This window comes from Granulicella sibirica, from assembly GCF_004115155.1.
Lineage (GTDB): Bacteria > Acidobacteriota > Terriglobia > Terriglobales > Acidobacteriaceae > Edaphobacter > Edaphobacter sibiricus.
This window is the reverse complement of the sequence record NZ_RDSM01000001.1, coordinates 1,944,031-1,962,565: the sequence shown is the minus strand read 5'-3', so window position 1 is coordinate 1,962,565 and position 18,535 is coordinate 1,944,031. Positions and strand designations below refer to the sequence as shown.

The window sequence follows — 18,535 nt, the reverse complement described above, 5'->3', positions numbered from 1 at the left end:
CGCCCGAATGAATCAAAGCCAAACCGCCTCCCACGATCTATCCCAGGACTTGTCGCACGGACTTAACGCTCCCGGCCAGGCGAGCCTCAAGCGCCGCTGGCTGTACCTGCTTCCCGCTGTCTTCGTCACGTACAGTCTGGCCTATCTCGACCGCGCCAACTACGGCTTTGGAGCGGCCGCCGGTCTCGCCGCGACCCTCCATATTACCGGCTCCCAGAGCTCCCTTCTCGGAGCCATCTTCTTCTTCGGCTACTTCTGCTTCCAGGTTCCCGGAGCGATCCTCGCCCGCAGGCGTAGTGCGACTCGGCTCGTCTTCGCCTCGCTCATCGTGTGGGGAATCCTCGCCGCACTCACCGGAGTCGTCCGCCAGTTCTGGGTTCTCGCCCTAGACCGCTTCCTCCTCGGCATCGCCGAAAGCTTCATATTCCCCGCGATGCTTCTCCTCCTCACCCGATGGTTCACCCGCTCCGAGCGCTCCCGCGCCAACACCATCCTCATCCTCGGTAACCCCATCACCGTCCTGTGGATGTCGGCCATCACCGGCTACCTCATTCAGGCCGTCGGTTGGCAGCGTACCTTCATCTACGAAGGCATCCCATCCGTCATCTGGGCCATAGTCTGGCTATTTCTCGTCAAAGACACCCCCGCCCAATCGTCCTGGATGACCCCCGAGGCCACCGCCGCGCTCGAATCCCGCATCACTCAGGAACAGCTCTCCGTCTCCCCCATTAAGAACGTCCGTGCAGCTCTCCTGCGTGGCGACGTCATCCTCCTCTCCATCATCTACTTCCTGTGGAGCGTGGGCGTCTACGGCTTCGTCATCTGGCTCCCGGCCATCGTCCAACAGGGCTCCGCGCTCTCGATGGGCCGCACGGGACTGCTCTCGGCTGTGCCCTATCTCGCCGCGATCTTCGCGATGCTCTTCGCCTCCTGGCGCTCCGACAAGACGCTTCGCCGCGCCGCGCTCGTTACGCCGTTTCTCTTTGCCTCCGGCCTCGCGATGCTTGTCTCCTTTACGTTCTCGACCAATTTCCCCATAGCCTTCGCCGGCCTCGTCGTCGCGGGAGCCTGTATGTATGCGCCCTACGGACCCTTCTTCGCGCTGATTCCAGAGCGGGTTCCCCGCAACGTGACCGCCGAGGTCATTGCGCTCATCAACAGTTGCGGAGCCCTTGGGGCCTTCTTTGGCAGCTACCTCGTAGGCTGGCTCCGCTCGGTCACCGGAGACTCCCGAGCGGGCTTCCTTCTCATGGCGTTGTCGCTGGTCGCGTCCGCAGGCCTCATGCTCCTGCTCAAACCTCCCGCCGCAACCCTCACAACGCGAGAGAATGCATCATGACCGACGCACCCAAAGGGACCGTCACAGCCGCCCAGGTCCTTGATTCCGATCCGAAGCTCTTCGTTGATCTGAAGACCCACGCCCCGGGGCCGTCCGGTGCGCTGCCCATCACCCCCGAGATGCTCCTCAACGAGCCTTCCGGCAACCTCTTCGGCCTCTCCCAGGACGCAGGCATGGGCTGGGACCCCGCCCGCCTTCTCGACCCCGAGTTCCTCATCCTCTCCACCCACGGTGGCATGCGTGCCGCCGACGGAACCCCCATTGCGCTCGGCTTCCACACCGGCCACTGGGAGGTCGGCCTGCTCGTCGCCGAAGCCGCTCGCGAGCTTCGCAACCGTCGCGCCATCCCCTTCGCCGGAGCCGTCACCGACCCATGCGACGGCCGCACCCAGGGCACCGACGGCATGCTCGATTCGCTTGCCTACCGCAACGACGCCGCCGTCGTCCTCCGCCGCCTCATGCGCTCGCTCCCCACCCGCAAAGGCGTCCTCGGCATAGCCACCTGCGACAAGGGCCTGCCCGCCATGATGATGGCCCTCGCCTCCTCAGGCAAATACCCAAGCATCCTCGTCCCGGGCGGAGTCACCCTCCTGCCGGAGAGCGGCGAAGACGCAGGCAAGGTCCAGACCATCGGAGCCCGCTTCTCCCAGGCCCAGATCACCCTCGAGTACGCCGCCGAGATGGGCTGCAAGGCCTGCGCCTCCCCCGGCGGAGGATGCCAGTTCCTCGGAACCGCCGCCACCGCCCAAGTCGTCGCCGAATCCATGGGCCTGTCCTTGCCCCATGCGGCCCTTGCCCCATCCGGACAACCCATCTGGCTCGACGCCGCCACCCGCTCCGCCCGCGCTCTCCTCCGCCTGTACCAGCAAGGCATCGGCACGCGCGACATCCTCACAGACGCCGCCATCCGCAACGCCATGGTCGTCCACGCAGCCTTCGGCGGCTCGACCAATCTTCTCCTCCACGTCCCCGCCACCGCCCACGCCGCGGGCCTCAAGCGCCCCACCGCGGAGGACTGGGCCGCCATCAACCGCCAGGTTCCCCGCCTCGTCGACGCCCTCCCCAACGGTCCCAACGGCTTCGCCACAGTCCAGGTCTTCCTCGCCGGAGCCGTCCCCGAGGTCATGCTCCACCTCCGTCGCGCCGGCCTTCTCGACACCTCCGCCCTCACCGTCACCGGCGAGACCCTCGACCACAATCTCGACTGGTGGGAACAAAGCGCCCGCCGCCGCGAAGTCCGAGCCCGCCTCCGCACTCTCGACAACATCGACCCCGATGACGTCATCCTCTCGCCCGACTGTGCCCGCTCGCGTGGCCTCACCGCCACTGTTTGCTTCCCCCACGGCAACCTCGCCCCCGAGGGCTCGGTCATCAAGAGTACTTCGATTGACCCCACCCTCATCGACGCCGAAAACCTCTACCGCCACACCGGCCCCGCCCGCGTCTTCATCACTGAGACCGCCGCCATCGACGCCATCAAGCACGGCCGCGTCGGCCACGGCGACGTCATCGTCCTCATCTGCGGCGGTCCCGCCGGAGCCGGCATGCAGGAGATCTACCAGGTCACCTCCGCGCTCAAGAACCTTCCCTTCTGCAAGCACGTCGCCGTCCTCACCGACGCTCGCTTCAGCGGAGTGTCCACCGGAGCCTGCGTCGGCCACATCTCGCCCGAAGCCCTCGCCGGAGGTCCTATCGGCCGCATCCTCGAAGGCGACACCATCCAGATCGTCGTCGACCGCGCCGCCCTCAAGGGCACCATCGACCTCGTAGGCGAAGCCAACGAGTCCTTCACCCCCGAAGAAGGCACACGCCGCCTCGCCACCCGGCTGCCACGCCCCGACCTCGCCCCGCACCCCTCCATGCCCGACGACTCTCGCCTCTGGGCTGCTCTCACCCACGCCAGCGGCGGCGTCTGGGGAGGATGCGTCTACGACGCCGACGCCATCCTCGCCCAGCTCACCCGCGGCGCTCAGAACTCATAACCCGTAGCTCAGGAAAGGCCAAACGCGTGAAACTGTACCGCACCGCAACAGGCATCCTCGTCGAAGACGACAACACCTTCTACACCGTAGCCGCGGAGAGCTGGGACGACCTTCTCTGCTCCCCCGACATCTTCGAAGCCGTCCGCAAAGCCACCGTCGAGCCCCCGGTAGCCTTCGACCCCGCCACCGCTCTCGCTCCCATCGCCGCCCAGGAGGTCTGGGCCGCTGGTGTTACCTACTTCCGCAGCCGCAACGCCCGCATGGAAGAGAGCAAGGACGCGGGCGGCGGCACCTTCTACGACCGCGTCTACGACGCCCCGCGCCCCGAGCTCTTCTTCAAGGGAGCAGGCTGGCGCGCCGTCGGCCCCGGCGGCGCCGTCCGCATCCGCTCCGACGCCTCCTGGTCTGTCCCCGAACCCGAACTCACCCTCGTCATCAACCCGACCGGCAAGCTCATCGGCTACACCATCGGCAACGACATGAGCAGTCGCGACATCGAGGGCGAAAACCCCCTCTACCTCCCGCAGGCCAAGGTCTACGAAGGAAGCTGCGCCATCGGCCCCTGCATCCTGCTCGCCGAAGAACCCATCTCAAAAACCACCGTCATCGAAATCGAAATCCTCCGCGCCGGCGCCACCGCCTTCACCGGCCAGACCACGTTAGCCGAGCTCAAGCGCGACCCCCTCGAGCTCATCAGCTACCTCTTCCGGGATAACACCTTCCCCCAAGGCGTCTTCCTCATGACCGGCACCGGCATCGTCCCAGGAGACGACTTCACGCTCGCCACAGGAGACATTATCCGCATCACCATCGAGTTCATCGGCATGCTGGAAAACCGTGTGTCCTGAATAGCTGCGGCCGACAGTCGCACGGCATGCCCGGCAGGTCGACATGCGAGGTACCTGGCGGGGGCCTGCTCTCTCTGTAGGAACATCGGCTCATGGAAGTTGTTCTTGGCCAACCCAGCGCGGTCGGATGTCCTTTGCGCGTTCCTTGGTAGCGCGTATGCCTTTTGGGCACAATATTGCAATCAATGATTCGGTACGCTCCAGGCGGCGGTCGTTGGAACAACTCGCTAGACCGTTTCGCTGCCTGGACCTTCAGCAGAAATATGGATAAAACCGCCCAAGATTAGTACGTGTTCGTGCCGAGCCAGGGGACGTGATCTGGGCGAGCACAGAACATTTCTCCCGAATTCGCATCTCGGCACTCAGCCGCGTATTCAACTCCAAGTAGCATCTCGTCGCGCCTAGTTACTCGACCGAAGAGGATCTGAAAGCTTCCTAACCAAGACTCTTCGAGTGTTCCGGCAGCTGCACGCTCAATGGTCAATCGATTGCAGTAGAAGTTTCCTAGTTCTCATCGAGATTAAAAGTGAGATTAAATTTGCAGCTTTGCCTCATCTAGGAGATAATCGGCCACAGAATCCCAAAATAACTCCGGAACCACGGACACAGCGAGGAACGTACGCTTGCCCTGCCCTATGCCGCTTTATGCTCAAGAAATCTCTAAACATGGGACTTATCCGTGTTAGGTCGTCTTCAACGACGTCAGCATGATCCCCTCGACGCCAAGCTGATCGCACCTCGGGCCTTCTTGAGAAAACACGGGCGGTGTTTGGGCCCATATCGGGCCATCTCGTACAGAATCAGCTATTCAATTCGGCCCCAACTCTTCGCTCTGTTATGTTCTCGCGCAGGATAGGAATCCAGCATCGTTACGGCTACGCGCAATGTTGGCGATTCGATCACAAAACCCTGCGCAGCCCTCTTAGGATTGCGGACTGCTCCAAAATTTCTAGCTTGTGTTGAAACGCTCCGGCCATTTCAGCCACAAGTTGATGTAACTCCTTCTCCCAATGGATTCGTGCAGTGATTATAAGTAAATAACGCCGTAAATCATGACTGTCAGCAGGTTCTCTGGAGAATCTAGCCGTAGAAACATTGTGAAGTTAAAGAGAATTAGCATGTTTGGCAATCGAATTTGGTCCATAATTCCTTGAAGCCCAAAATACTATCCGAACTTACAAATGCCTCAACGAGGAGGTCTCGCTTGATCTATGCCTGTGATGTTTATCCGACGAAAATTACCAGCAAAGGAAGGGCTTTCGCTGCTCTTCGCTCCTGGGCTGGAGTGCTTTCTGAACGTGTCCTAACGCTACACTCGGTGGAGTGCTTCCTTGGCGACCTAGTCTCTAAAAGAGACTCCCCAGGGCACTCAAGCTTGAATGTCTTTCGAAGGCTTTGGCCGGCCCTGTCCTTCACGGTGCTCCTACTGATAGGAACCAACGTGGCTCTCGCAACCACGTACTATGTCAACAGTAAATATGGGTCAGACTCATACACCGGAACTACTCCGTCCATGGCCTTCAAGACGTTGGCAAAGATCAACTCGATTGCGTCGACTCTCCAACCGGGTGATCAGGTACTTCTTCGCGCCGGACTGCGCTATACCGACGACTATATCCGTTGTCAAAACCTCGTCAAGGCCGCAGCCTTGACGACTCTGACCACAAATCCTCCTACCTGCTCTGGTACAGCGGATGCCCCAATCGTCTTCGGGAAGTTCGGGGCGGGGTCTGATCCGATCATCGATGCCGCGGATCAGCTTACAGGTCTGACCTGGCAATCCCTCGGAAACGGCGTCTACTCGACACCATTGGCGATTGCGCCTCAAAAGCTCTTTATAGACAAAACCTCAGAGACCCCCCAGCTGATTCCGGTTCCAAACTACGTAGGTGAATACGACACGACCGGACAGACAGTCTATCAGCCCTGGGACGCTGTAACGAATGCAGCGGGGATCACCTTCATGAACGGCATTAACATGCCGCAGAAGGCGACGATCGGTGTATTGGGATTGGGCGGCGCCTGGGTTAGCCCCTATGCTGTAGCTAACACCCCGGGTGGTACAACGCATCAGGAGTTCATTGTTCAGAATACGGGTCTGCAAAACGTGCAGGCCATAGGAGGCGGATCGGTGTACCTTTCCATCAATGGTGGGACGGGATATCCAGCCTCTTTCACATTCTCTTCGACGGGCGGTGGGTCCCAGAACGGAGTCAGCTGTCAGGTGGCGGGAACGGTTACATCAGTCTCAGGTGTACCCGTAAATTCGATAAGCTACACCGTCAATCAGGGATGCAGTTCGGTGCCTGTTATCAATGTTTCGTCGTCCACGGGCACGGGGCTAAAGTTCTATGGCCGAGTAGATAGCGGAACCTTCTACTATGCGTCCACTTCTCAGAACGGCGCCTTGGCGAAGACACTTTACGTCCATCTCCAGGACGGATCGGACCCTAGTCGGCACGTCTTCTACGCAACGCACAGGCCATATGGGATTCTACTGCGTGGAGTGAATAATGTGAGCGTCACGCATATTCAATTTGCTCACCAGCTCAAGAGTGGAGTTTTGTCCTATCCATACGCGGATACCTCATTAGCGGGTCAGTACTGGACCAACGAGGGAATCTCCGTTTCCCATGCAACATGCTGGAATACGGGAGATACAGTTCAAGACATTCTTGGTTGGGCAGGTGGGACGAGTAGAGTCGCAAGTTTGGAGGGCTGCGTCGTCCTTCGAGCGGCTGGGGAGACCAATCCTCACCTCGTACGAGGCGATTCTATCTCAGACAGTTGGTCGGGTCTAATCGACGTCTACTATGGCAGGATCGATCAAACGCATGCAAACTTCATGCTTTCAGGTCTAGACGGTACAAGAACAGTCAATGGTGTCACGTCTAGCTACCCTTTGATCCAATACAGCTACGGGCGCAGCCATAATTCCGCATGCATCCAGTACGGCTATGCGGGAATAAACAGAACCGGCTACTATTTGAATAAGGGTGGTCTGATCAGTAATAACGAGTGTACAGATAACTCGGCTGGCAACATCTTCTTCGGGGGCACCGCAGGCGGAGGTGTCTCTCATAACTTCATTCACGATAGCTTGGGACAGGGAATTCAGGGTGGAGGATTCTCCACGAGTGTTCCTGACCCAACATCCGTTCAGGCTCAGACGTTTGATCATAATGTCATTTCAAATCTTGGTGTTAGTGCGACTTTTGCATACTATGACGGGATAGATCTTAATAACGGGTATGAAGGATCTGCGTGGCCGTTTAGCTCCGACATGCACGTTTTCAATAACACGATCTTCAATACGGCAGACGCTTGCATGACCATGGAAATGAACATTGTGACAACGCATTTACATGATAATGTCTGTGTTCAAGCCTCAAATTTTTATCCGGCCGGCTGGATCTGCCCTGTCTGTGCTACCACAATGAACTACGCGGCGGGGATCTACGTTAGGAAGGCATCCACTCACTACGCGGAACCAATGGATTGGCATAATAATGCTTGGGAAAACCAGTACGCCTCCGAGCCAAACTGGGTTATCTACAACGCTCAGGCATCTACTCGGGGCAGCTGCAAGGCCTTAACTCTGTGGCCACCAACTCAGAATCCGCTGGCCTCCACGGACCTCAACTCTTTCTGTACAAGCTCTCCTGGCTTCTCGAATCCCGCCACCAGCGACTTCACCCTCAGCGCTTCTTCGCCCCTACGTGCGACAGGCACGTCGGGTGGCGATATCGGGGCCATTCCATACGGCCAAGCAATGTTTCATGTTGGGCCAAGGTAGCGCTGCCTATTGGATCCAGAAGTACTTAACAAGGGCCGGGTCAGATTCACACTGACCCGGCCCCTTCATTTCAGCATCAACGTGAGCTCTCAACAAGATGAGAGCGGCTATTGGATCACTTGCAGAAGACAACTGTGTGCATCTTTCCCGTCTTCATCGTAAGCGTCATGGGAGTACCGTCTGGACGGCGCCTTTCCGCTTAGGCATTCTCTTTGAAGGAGTGGCGTAAGCCGTTCCTTTGAGGGGGGACGGATGGAAGCCGCTGAACCGGTCGTGCGAAGACGAAGGGAACGTCAGTTCAGGTCGACTGAGGAGAAGCGGCTGATTGTAGATGCGACCCGCAGAGCCGGCGTATCGGTTGCGGCCGTGGCTCAGGCTCATGGAGTGAACGCCAACCAGGTGTTCTACTGGCGCAAGCTGTACGACGCAGGGCAGCTTGAGTGCAAGCCTTCGCTTCCGCCGAACCTTGAGGTACCTCGCGCGTGCTTGCTGCCGGTCACCCTTGATGTCGAGGAGCAGCATGGACTCGTTGGGGAGGGCGAGGCAGACCGGCGTACATGCAGCTGTTCTTCTGAAGCTTCGATCGAGTTGACGTTGACGCGGGGCAAGGTGCGCGTTGTGGGTGCGGTGGACGCCGGAACATTGCAGAACGTTTTGGGATGTCTGCTGGCATGATCTCTCCTCCTGCCAACACACAGATCTGGATTGCAGCGGGCGTGACCGACATGCGGCGCGGCTTCACCGGACTCAGCGCCTTGGTGCAGACGGCTCTGGAACAGGCTCCGCTCTCCGGTCACGTGTTTGCGTTTCGTGGCCGGCGCGGCGATCTGATCAAGCTGCTTTGGTTCGACGGGGATGGTCTTTGTCTGTTTTCGAAGAGGCTCGAGCGAGGACGATTTGTATGGCCACAGGCCGACAGCGGTAAAGTGTCTCTGACCCGTGCGCAGCTCTCGATGCTGCTCGAAGGCATCGATTGGCGACGACCGGATCGGACCTGGCAACCGGCTATGACTGTCTAAGTTTATGCGTGCGATTCTCCACTGTTTACGCACCTTTTGTGTATTCTCTGGCCTTCGGAACATGGCATACTACGGGCATGCGAGAGATGCCTTTTCTGCTGCCGGATCTGGAGACTCTCGAGCCCACAGCGCTGAAGGCGATGATTTGTTTGCAGCATGCCGAGCTGCTCTCGCACAGGAGCCAGATCGAACGGCTGGAATTGCTGATCGCCAAGCTGAGACGTATGCAGTTCGGGCGGAGCTCGGAGAAGGTTGAACGGCAGATCGAACAGCTTGAGTTGAAGCTGGAAGAACTCGAAGCCAACCAGGCCGCACTGGCACCGGAACCGACGCCACAGACTTCCACCGCGGATCGTAAGTCGAAGCCAAGGAAGAGACGTGTTCTACCCGAACAACTGCCGCGCGAAGTGCATGAGCACCTTCCTGAAGAAGAGAGCTGTTCGGTCTGCAAGGGCAAGCTGAAGAAGTTTGGAGAAGATGTCTCCGAGATGCTGGAGTACCTGCCCGCCAGCTTCAAGGTCGTTCGCCATGTCCGTCCTCGGATGTGTTGCACAGGATGCGATCGTATCGTGCAGGCACCGGCACCTTCGCGACCCATCGATCGAGGCATGGCCGGACCCGGCCTTCTCGCTCATGTTCTTACGGCCAAGTTCGGGGATCACTTGCCGCTCTATCGCCAATCGGCGATCTATGCACGGGAAGGCGTCGAGCTGGATCGTTCCACACTGGCCAGATGGGTCGGAGAGAGCAGCTCGTTGCTCACTCCACTGGTCGAAGTCCTGCGTCGCCATGTGATGTCGGCCAGCAAGCTTCACGGGGATGGCACACCGGTTCCCGTACTTGCGCCAGGCACTGGCAAGACCAGGACGGGACGGTTGTGGACCTATGTTCGCGACGACCGTCCCTCCGGTTCGCTCGAACCTCCTGCAGTCTGGTTTACCTACTCGCCGGATCGTAAGGGAGAGCATCCGCAGCGTCATCTCGCAGGCTTCCGTGGAGTTCTCCAGGCCGATGCCTACGCCGGTTTCAACAAGCTCTACGAAGACGGATCGATCCAGCAGGCACCCTGCATGGCCCACATCCGGCGCAAGTTCTATGACCTGATGGAAGCGCACCAGTCGCCCATCGCCACCGAAGCCATCGAGCGGGTCGGACGGCTCTACGCGATCGAGAAGGAGATCCGCGGTCGATCTCCAGACCAACGCCGAACCGTACGCCAGGCGCGAGCCCGGCCGCTGCTCGACTCTATGCACCTCTGGCTCCGCACATCGCTCGCCCTGCTCTCGCGCAAGTCCGAGACGGCGGCCGCGATCCACTACGCCCTCACGCTCTGGCCTGCAATGGTGCGCTATGTGGACGATGGCCGCATCGAGATCGATAACTCGGCCGCCGAGCGATCGCTGCGCGGCGTCGCCGTTGGGCGCCGCAACTATCTCTTCGCCGGCTCCGACCGCGGAGGCGAACGCGCCGCCGTCTTCTATACCCTCATTGAATCAGCCAAGCTCAATGGGCTCGATCCCGAAGCTTATCTGCGCCATCTGCTGACACACATCGCCGAACATCCCATCCGTCGCATCGAGGAGCTCTTGCCTTGGAACTTCGCCCGAAGTCTCGAACTCGTAAATCATCCCGCAGCTTGAAGCAGAGTCCTGAGCCAGCCAGTGCCAGCGATCCGGTCGCGGACCTCCTGCCTAACCTTGCCAGCTTCATCGAGGATGGCGAAGTGACCATCGGCATCGTTAACCCCGTCGGCTGCGTAGCCACCGCCGCAGACCAGCATGCTTCCATCGCGATGCTCGTCGGTCGCAAGAACGAGACCCTCACGGAGCTGCTGACCCGCCTTGACTCTGCCATCGGACTTGCCCTCACCGAAGACATCTTCACCGACGAAGTCAACCAGCGTCCCAAAGGCAAATAGCAGATCCAACCTCACACAGGTTGTGTCCACTACGCGGTTGTGGACACAACCTGTCTTCAACAAATAGTCAAGACGGCCAGAGCGTCACGCTTACTCTTCATCTCGGAAATGCAGGAAACAAAAAAGCGAAGTTCAAAGGCTAGGCAGGAACGACGGTCAGCTTCTGAGTCACCAGCCCGATGGTCATGGCAAACACACCCTATCGTCGTGTCACGATAAGACCGGTTTTACGCCTAACGATCGATCAGAGATCGCGACCCTCTCAGCTTTTTTGCAACCGAAGGAAGATACCATTCGAGCTTCTGTTGTAAGACTTTTGAGATCATAACCGGAACATTTCGTAGTTTTTTGTCAGGCGGGATATAGCCGCGCCATGGCGTCTGCGCGAGAGCGGAGTAATAGACCTTTTTGTAATGCGGCTGCCAGCGAAAATACCACGGTTTGTACCGTGACAAGAAGTGAACAATCTTTGGATGACGGCGAAGCTCTGCGTACCGCTCAGCCGACAATCCGAGATCTTTATGCGAAAAACGCGGAAAGACTGCCTGCCAATTCCACTCATATCCGATGTCTCGGATACTCCCACGCAGTACTGAATTGATGACATCTTGTTCGAGGCTAAACAATAGACTCTTATTCTCGTATGCGAAATCCAGAAACTTTGGGACTATTCGCTCTGCGCGCCATTTCGCAAGGTTGAGTAACATAACCCCCGCGTTGATATAGAGATCATCGGGACCGAATCCAAGTGGGTGGCGCTGCGAGTAATCATAAGGCTCGGGGACAGCCCCAAGAAATGCGTCGCCGAGATCGAACTGCCAGAGCTCCCCAAGGTCAGCCAGCACGATCGTATCGCTATCTAAATACAGAACCTTTTCAACGCTTGGATCGAGGTACTCGGTGGCAAAAAGGCGCAAGTACACTGCCGCAGTAAGGTGCCCATGCGTCGGTAGGTTCTGATAGCTTGATGGATCCTTATAGACGATCGCCTCTACGCTGCCGGCGTCGGGCGACACAAGTGACTGTATAACTCTCAGTTGTTCTTCGTTCGTCTCGGTGGAAGCTATATATATGCGTAGTTTATTTCTAGTATTGTTAGCTAACACTGAGGCTATCGACACCCCAACATGCTGCCAGTATCTTGCGTCAATGCAATATAGTACTGTGATCAGCATGCAAACACCCATGGGAAATCTAACGCACGGCTCTCGCCGTCAAGAAGACGTCTATAGTTGTATCATCCAAAGTTTGCCGCATCACTGTTCCAACCAGAAGCAGCAACTCCTTCATGAGCCTCTTTTTTTGTCCGTCTACGAGACAAACGGATTCTAGCCGAAGCAGAAGTCTCATGCAATCAACGACTCTACCTACCCGGGGATGAGATGCGGGCGTTGTCAACGTCGTTGATTAGAATAGTTAAAAGGTCAGGTCGACTGCAGTGCAGGAGTTCGGTTACTGCCCGGTGCCTTAGGTAAAGCTGTAGCGTCCCCATCAAGCGATCACCCCTGTAGTTCCACGAGTCGGCTAGGGTGACGGCCTTGTGCGCCGCCTAGAGTCCTACGCGTCCTACCTCGATGGTGATCAGCTGGAATGCACCCGGGTGACGGCCAATCACCACAAAGACAAGGAGCTCCAACTGCCACGCAACCTTACCCCTCTTTCGGGGCAATCGTGCTAAAGTTTATCAGCTTTGCTGGCATCTTCGCCGTCGTAACCATAGCGCATACAGCCACGTCGCTTTGTGTCGACGATGCCCCTCATGAATCAACCGCAAATCGCGGACGCCCGCGAAAACATCATGCATCCTTCATTATTCAAATGAACAAAAGAGCAATCAGCCATGGCCACTAACGCGAAGCAAAAGCCTGAAAGAGTTCTGATTTACCGTCTGGGCAGCTTGGGAGACACGCTCGTCGCACTGCCTGCGTTGCACCTGGTTGCTCGCGCGTTTCCGGATGCCGAAAGGCGCATGCTTACCAGCATTCCTCCAAACGCAAAGGCTCCGGCAGCATCGGCGATTCTCGATGGCACAGGTCTGATTCATGGTTATCTCCAATATCCATACGCGACCCGTAACCCGTTCCTGTTGCTACGTCTCTGGTGGAACCTGTTGCGCTGGCGACCTGGACTCTTGGTCTATATGAACGGCTCGAGGGCTGTGGCCTTAGCAAAGCGCGATGAAAGATTCTTTCGTCTGTGTGGAGTTCGTAATTTGGTAGGCGTCCCGATCACGGAAGACATGGTCTGTACTCGCTCGCTGGGAGCCTCCCCGGCGGAACCAGATGCCGGAGAAATGTTCGAACACGAAAGCTCTAGGCTCGCCCGCAATCTCTCTGAGATCGGCGATGCGCGCTTAGCAGACCCAGCAAGTTGGGATCTGCATCTGACCGAGAAAGAACAGAAGCGGGCGTCACAGGTGCTCGAACCCCTCGGCCGCCGGGGATTCCTGTCCGTAAGTTTCGGGACAAAGAATCAATCAAATGATTGGGAGCAGCACAACTGGAAAGCATTGCTCGAGAGGCTCGCCGACCTCTATCCAAACTTGGCATTGGTCATTTGCGGAGCAGCTGTCGAGGCCGAAATGAGCGAGTTCGCGGCCTCCGGCTGGCGAGCACGCTCTGTAAATCCGGTCCTCAACCTGTGTGGTCAGTTATCCCCTCGTGAAAGCGCAGCGGTCATGGGCCGTTCAGTTCTTTACCTTGGTCACGACTCCGGCCCGACCCATCTTGCAGCAGCAGTTCAGACTACCTGCGTTGCAATCTACGGCGGGCGCAATTTGCCGGGCATCTGGTTCCCATATGGAGACCAGCACAAGGTGTTCTATCACCGCGTATCCTGCTCGGGTTGCCGGCTGCAGACGTGCACCGTCGAAAAAAAGCGCTGCGTTCTCTCAATCACCGTGGATGAAGTGCTCGGAGAGGTCACAAAGCGTTTACCTCCGTCGCTTTGAACGCTGAGATGGTGTCGGTATCGAAACAGCTTTGTTGCTTCAGGTCCTCGATCCAGCCAGCAGCCGCTCCTCAGGTTTTTTTTGACGTCATCGCTTGGCGCCACGTTCTGTCTTCCGAGCAGGATCCGGCGACGACCCGTCTCCTAAAGCAGTTCACCTAGAGTTCCACGCCGTTTGATCTACGGCGTCCTTCCCGGAAACGTTTACCGTACTGGCTGAAGCAAATTTGAGGGCTTCTTCAGAACGACTTTTTTACCTGCTCAAAAGAGCACCTTAGATACAACTTTAGTGACGTTTACATTCCTCTTATGAAGGCATATCTCTTCTACTTGAGGACCCAGTACCACTTTGTCATATGAAATTCAACCGAAATAAGGGCCAGGGCTTAGGTAACATCGTTAAGGGGTACTCCTTCCCGTTACTTCTGTCGATCATTGTAGTTGGTGTTGCCGGTTGCGCAGTGTCCAACACATCCGGAAGCTCCGGGGGCACCACGACCACCCCCACCGCTCCTGCGACGGATCCGTATGTGAACATGTCGGGCAACTGGCAGCTCAACGCGACACCCACCATGGGGATCTCTCCCTTTAGTTCGCTTTCGGGTTATGTGTTCGAAATTAACGTTGCCGCGGCAGCTCACCAGACAACCGCTTCCTTTCTCGTCGCCTCGACCGGCTGTTTTTCAGGCGCCGGTGCCGTTCAGTTGCTCGGAAATGTTGAGCAACCGCTAGTGAGCTTGACCTCCTTTGAGGTCAACAACCAAGTCCTTACAGTCACCGCGCAAAAGGATGAAGCCGGGGACACCCTGTCAGGGACGTATTCGGTAAAGGGTGGCTGCGCTGATGGTGACACGGGCACTCTTACCGGTACTCGCTATAACAACCTGACCGGTACCTATGCGGGAGACACTCAGAACGATGCGACCAAGGGCATAGGCCTTTCCGTTACCCAGGCCGGAGGCACGGGCAGCGGCATCTTCCTCATGACCGGATCAGCCACCTTCTCTGGTTTTTCGTGTTTTACCAAGGGTTCACTTGTCGCTGGGGGCGTCAGCTATATCTCGGGTTCATCGACTACGTTGGTCCTAAATACGAACGAAGGCAAGAGTTCACAAGTAACGCTGATCGGCACCATTGACAAGTCGGCCGACACGCTTTCGTTATCCTCGATCCAAGTCACAGGCGGTGCTTGTGCAGGAAGCTACGGTCCTGCAGCATTGGTAACAAAATGACAAGATTGCCTTAATTCTATCGTCCTCCCCAAGATACTCAGAATCGCTAACCGAGAGAGCTGGTCCGATGCATTTGCCCTATAAACCCTTCCTGCCCTTACTGGCAGTCTTAGTTTTCGAGTGCGTCCTAGGTTGCGGCGGTACAGTTGGCAGCGAAGTAACGACAGGCCCTGGAACGCCCGATCCCGCCTATGCCTACATGACAGGCAACTGGCAGATGACAGCAACGAGCACGGCACAGACAACGTTCTCAAGCCTCGCTGGCTTCATCAATGAAAGCGCTGGTGCTGCAGGAACAAGCCACGCCACGACAGCTGTCTTCCAGCTTGTCCCAGGAAGCTGTTTTATCGGGGAAGAAACGCTACCCTTGTCCGGCACTGTAAACACATCGGCAGTCTCCCTTCGGTCATTTTCCGACAGCGGTCAATTTGTCACGATCACCGGTACGGAAAACACGACGGCCGATCAATTTACTGGAACGTACGTCGTAAACGGGGGATGCTCCAGCGGAGCAACCGGAGCAATCACTGGAAGCAAGTACTCGCCTCTCAGTGGCTCGTATACGGGCGCATTTCCTTCCGCTGTGACCCCGCAAAGCATCTCGATGGCCGTGACCCAATCGACCTCCGGTAACGGCAAAGGCTTCTCGCCCGTAAGCGGGACGGCGACTTTTTCGGGCTTCTCTTGTTTCTCCAAAGGTGTCTTGCAAGGTGACGGGAGCACAGTCATCGGAAGTCAGGTACAGATCTCGATACTGACCGACGATAACCAGATTGTGACTCTAACCGGGACGTCAGACTTGGCTGCAAAAACAATCTCCGTAACCTCAGGAGCAATCTCAGGCTCCTCCGGATCGTGCAGCAACGGTGACCTTCAGCCCTTTACCTTTACGCAGAATTGATTCTGAGTATGAGTTCTCACGAGAAGAATTCAGTTGAGTGACTCGAACATGCGCAAAACCGCCAAGCTCCAGAGACAAACTACTGTTCGCCGGGAAGAACATCCCGCCAAGTTCTTTTGTCGCGATCGTACTGTGATTATGGTAGGCTACCTCAAAGCCAGACCTTGAGGATTCGATGTAATGTCCTAAGCTTCTTTATGTTGATAGGGGTTTGGTAGGACCTTGAACGGTCGATCTACAGGCGGGCTCCGAATCTGGACTCATGCAGAGAGAGCCGTCATAAGTCGTAAAGCGTGAAGACTCGGGCAGAGCACTGAGATCGGTTGAGTTGAGTAGTCCAGAATGAGGAGACCATGAACAACAATCAGCAAGGAGTCTTGAATCTGATCGGTGGGCTGTTTAGGCATCGAACTCTGTTGCTCTGGCTCTTTTTTGGCACGCTTCTTTTGACGCTGGCCATTACCCTCATCATGAAGAAACAGTACGCATCGGAGATGAAGGTCGTAGCGCAGAACACGCGCGACATTGAGGCGGTCAGCTCCGCGAAAGAAAATACTACTCAGCCACAAAGCAGCGCAAGTTCCGATACGGATACAAGGGTTAATTCAGAGATCGAGCTTCTGTCAGACACGGACCTGATGGAAAATTTAGTCCTCTTTCGCAGCAAGCTGCTTCCAGACGAGGCGCCGGCACCGGCCCCCGGAAGTAAGGAAATGGCTAGAGCTGTCGGACGCATGGTTAACCGTCTCGACTTCGAGCCAGTAAAGAAGTCGGCCGTCTTTACGATTACCTATACAGATGTGACTCCCGAGGCTGCGCAGCAGGTGCTGCGTGAGCTAGAGCGAACCTACCTGGATAAGCATGTCCAGTTGAGCAGGCCCGCCGGAACTTTCAGCTTCTTCAAAGAAGAGTCCAACTCCTATGTCCAGCGGATGAAAGCTGCTGAGCAGCAACTTGCGGACTTTCAAAGCACGAACAAGTACGTCGACCTTGACAAAGAGAAGACGGAGCTGGATGAAGGTCTGCATGCTCTAGACGTGACCGCCCTTGCAGAGCAGGCTCAGCTTCAATCTGTGACAGGTCAGATAACGAGTGTGACCAGCCGCCTACGGAGCATCGAGGGCAGAATCACGACGGCAATCGTCACGACCCCAAATCCGCAAGGTATTCAAAACCTCATTGCAAGCATTACCGATCTCAAAACCCGCCGCGTCCACCTTGCCGAAAACTTCAAGGCGGATGACCGTCTTATCGTGGAGCTCGATGCGCAAATCAAGACCTCGGAAGATGCCCTCAAAGAGATGCGCGAGAACGACGCCACTCAAACAACCGATAACAACCCTGCGGTTCTATCCCTTAGGCAGCAGTTGGAGACACTTCTGGTGCAGCGCGCGGGCCTGGTTGAGAGTCTACGTGCGTATCACGCCCAGGAAGACGACTACCGAAAGCGCCTTACGCAGCTCCAACAGATCACTCCGGAAAACAATCAATTGGAACGCGAGGTATCAGAGCTTCGCGATATGAATCAAAGCATTTCCACGAAGCGTGATGCCGCGCGCCTCGAAGACCTGCTTGACGCCGGACAATTCGGAAATATCGCGGTGGCCCAGCAACCTACCTTCTCGCGACAGCATGTCAAGCCGCGAATGATCATCAATATGGCTCTAGGTGGCGTTACCGGAATCTTCCTGTGTGCTTCCGCTCTGCTCCTACTCGAGACAACTCGGTCCACAATTTTGACCCCGAAAGAGCTTGAGTCGCTCTCGGGGGTACCAGTCTTAGCTACTGTGCCTGATGCTGCGGGCTTGGATGGGTTGTTGTCAGCGTGGGGTCCCGAATCGCGAACGGGTTTGGCGCCGGCTCAGACAGGCAATGTACCAATTTGATGGATTCCGATCGTGCCAAGGATAGGTCATGAAAAAACGAAAGACACATAATCGGCAGTCCTTGCACTCGTACCATGAATCTCAGATACCCAAGCTCGTCGGCTCACTGTTTCGTGAAGCGTCAAATGAAGTGGAAGTCTCAAGCGTCTACGCTGTAACCTCAGTGCAGCATGGAGAAGGGGCGTCGACAATTTCATTGCTCGTTGCGCGCGAGTTTGCTCGCCAGCCTGGTAGAAAGATACTGCTGGCCAGCACAGACGACTTCCGCCAATTGGTGCCGGAAGATCTTGCGCAGCCAGATCTATGCTGGGGTAGAGAGCAGAGCAGTTTTTTTAGGGTAATTGCTTCAGAGAGAAAGCCGTTGGTCGGCTCTGCGTGGGACTCTGACCCTCGGTTTGCCCGCGCTTTGATTCAGCTTCTGCGCCAGCATTTTGATGCGGTGCTCGTAGACGCAGGGGATCTCCTTAGCTCCCACGACATTGCTCGCCTTGGGCATCTAATCGATGGAGTCGTTCTCGTCGTGCAGGCTGACCGCAGCACGAAAGCTCAGATAGAGCGGGCACTGCAAGTTCTATCTCTCGCTGGCGGTGAACTTAAAGGCTGTGTCTTGAATCGGCGAACATACCCCATCCCTGATCTAATCTACCGCTGGTTTCGGAGTTAGC

Annotated in this window: 13 protein-coding genes; 12 read left to right on the top strand and 1 reads right to left on the bottom strand. The window is 57.0% G+C overall.

Features of this window, described 5'->3' with window-relative positions; translation table 11 throughout:
• The first annotated feature begins 7 nt into the window (after positions 1-7).
• The 8 genes from GRAN_RS08165 to GRAN_RS08130 all read left to right on the top strand — a co-directional run bounded on the left by GRAN_RS08165 (position 8) and on the right by GRAN_RS08130 (position 10,902).
• Positions 8-1,339: an MFS transporter gene (locus GRAN_RS08165; protein WP_128912416.1), complete on the top strand. Its 1,332-nt coding sequence runs from the start codon at positions 8-10 to the stop codon at positions 1,337-1,339.
• On the top strand, positions 1,336-3,321 hold the full coding sequence (locus GRAN_RS08160; protein ID WP_128912415.1) for a YjhG/YagF family D-xylonate dehydratase: 1,986 nt from the start codon (positions 1,336-1,338) through the stop codon (positions 3,319-3,321). Before GRAN_RS08165 ends, GRAN_RS08160 begins: the two co-directional genes overlap by 4 nt.
• Positions 3,322-3,347: 26 nt before the next feature.
• Entirely contained in the window at positions 3,348-4,169 is an 822-nt protein-coding gene (locus GRAN_RS08155; protein ID WP_128912414.1) for a fumarylacetoacetate hydrolase family protein, read from the top strand.
• 1,513 nt (positions 4,170-5,682) lie between these two features.
• Positions 5,683-7,965 carry a right-handed parallel beta-helix repeat-containing protein gene (locus GRAN_RS08150; RefSeq protein ID WP_128912413.1) on the top strand — a complete coding sequence of 761 codons (2,283 nt, stop codon included), beginning with the start codon at positions 5,683-5,685 and terminating at the stop codon, positions 7,963-7,965.
• Between the two features lie 252 nt (positions 7,966-8,217).
• Positions 8,218-8,640: an IS66-like element accessory protein TnpA gene (gene tnpA, locus GRAN_RS08145; RefSeq protein WP_128912412.1), complete on the top strand. Its 423-nt coding sequence runs from the start codon at positions 8,218-8,220 to the stop codon at positions 8,638-8,640.
• A complete protein-coding gene (gene tnpB, locus GRAN_RS08140) occupies positions 8,637-8,984 on the top strand; it encodes an IS66 family insertion sequence element accessory protein TnpB (RefSeq protein ID WP_128912411.1) in 348 nt (115 codons plus the stop codon). The genes tnpA and tnpB overlap by 4 nt, the downstream gene beginning before the upstream one ends.
• Before the next feature lie 86 nt (positions 8,985-9,070).
• The gene (gene tnpC / locus GRAN_RS08135) at positions 9,071-10,624 is read left to right on the top strand and encodes an IS66 family transposase (RefSeq protein ID WP_128912410.1); all 1,554 of its coding nucleotides are present in this window, start codon (positions 9,071-9,073) and stop codon (positions 10,622-10,624) included.
• On the top strand, positions 10,621-10,902 hold the full coding sequence (locus GRAN_RS08130; RefSeq protein ID WP_128912409.1) for a hypothetical protein: 282 nt from the start codon (positions 10,621-10,623) through the stop codon (positions 10,900-10,902). Before tnpC ends, GRAN_RS08130 begins: the two co-directional genes overlap by 4 nt.
• A 233-nt stretch (positions 10,903-11,135) precedes the next feature.
• On the opposite strand, the gene GRAN_RS08125 is transcribed toward GRAN_RS08130, so the two are convergent.
• A complete protein-coding gene (locus GRAN_RS08125; RefSeq protein ID WP_161570894.1) occupies positions 11,136-12,077 on the bottom strand; it encodes a glycosyltransferase family 8 protein in 942 nt (313 codons plus the stop codon).
• A gap of 665 nt (positions 12,078-12,742) precedes the next feature.
• Between GRAN_RS08125 and GRAN_RS08120 the strand changes: the two genes are divergently transcribed.
• The 4 genes from GRAN_RS08120 (at position 12,743) to GRAN_RS08105 (ending at position 18,534) form a co-directional block, all read left to right on the top strand.
• On the top strand, positions 12,743-13,852 hold the full coding sequence (locus GRAN_RS08120; protein WP_128912407.1) for a glycosyltransferase family 9 protein: 1,110 nt from the start codon (positions 12,743-12,745) through the stop codon (positions 13,850-13,852).
• Between the two features lie 529 nt (positions 13,853-14,381).
• Positions 14,382-15,083: a hypothetical protein gene (locus tag GRAN_RS08115; RefSeq protein WP_150133257.1), complete on the top strand. Its 702-nt coding sequence runs from the start codon at positions 14,382-14,384 to the stop codon at positions 15,081-15,083.
• Positions 15,084-16,337: 1,254 nt separating this feature from the next.
• Positions 16,338-17,870, top strand: a complete 1,533-nt coding sequence (locus GRAN_RS08110) for a GumC family protein (protein WP_128912405.1) — start codon at positions 16,338-16,340, stop codon at positions 17,868-17,870.
• A gap of 28 nt (positions 17,871-17,898) precedes the next feature.
• The gene (locus tag GRAN_RS08105; protein ID WP_128912404.1) at positions 17,899-18,534 is read left to right on the top strand and encodes a P-loop NTPase family protein; all 636 of its coding nucleotides are present in this window, start codon (positions 17,899-17,901) and stop codon (positions 18,532-18,534) included.
• Position 18,535: the final 1 nt, after the last annotated feature.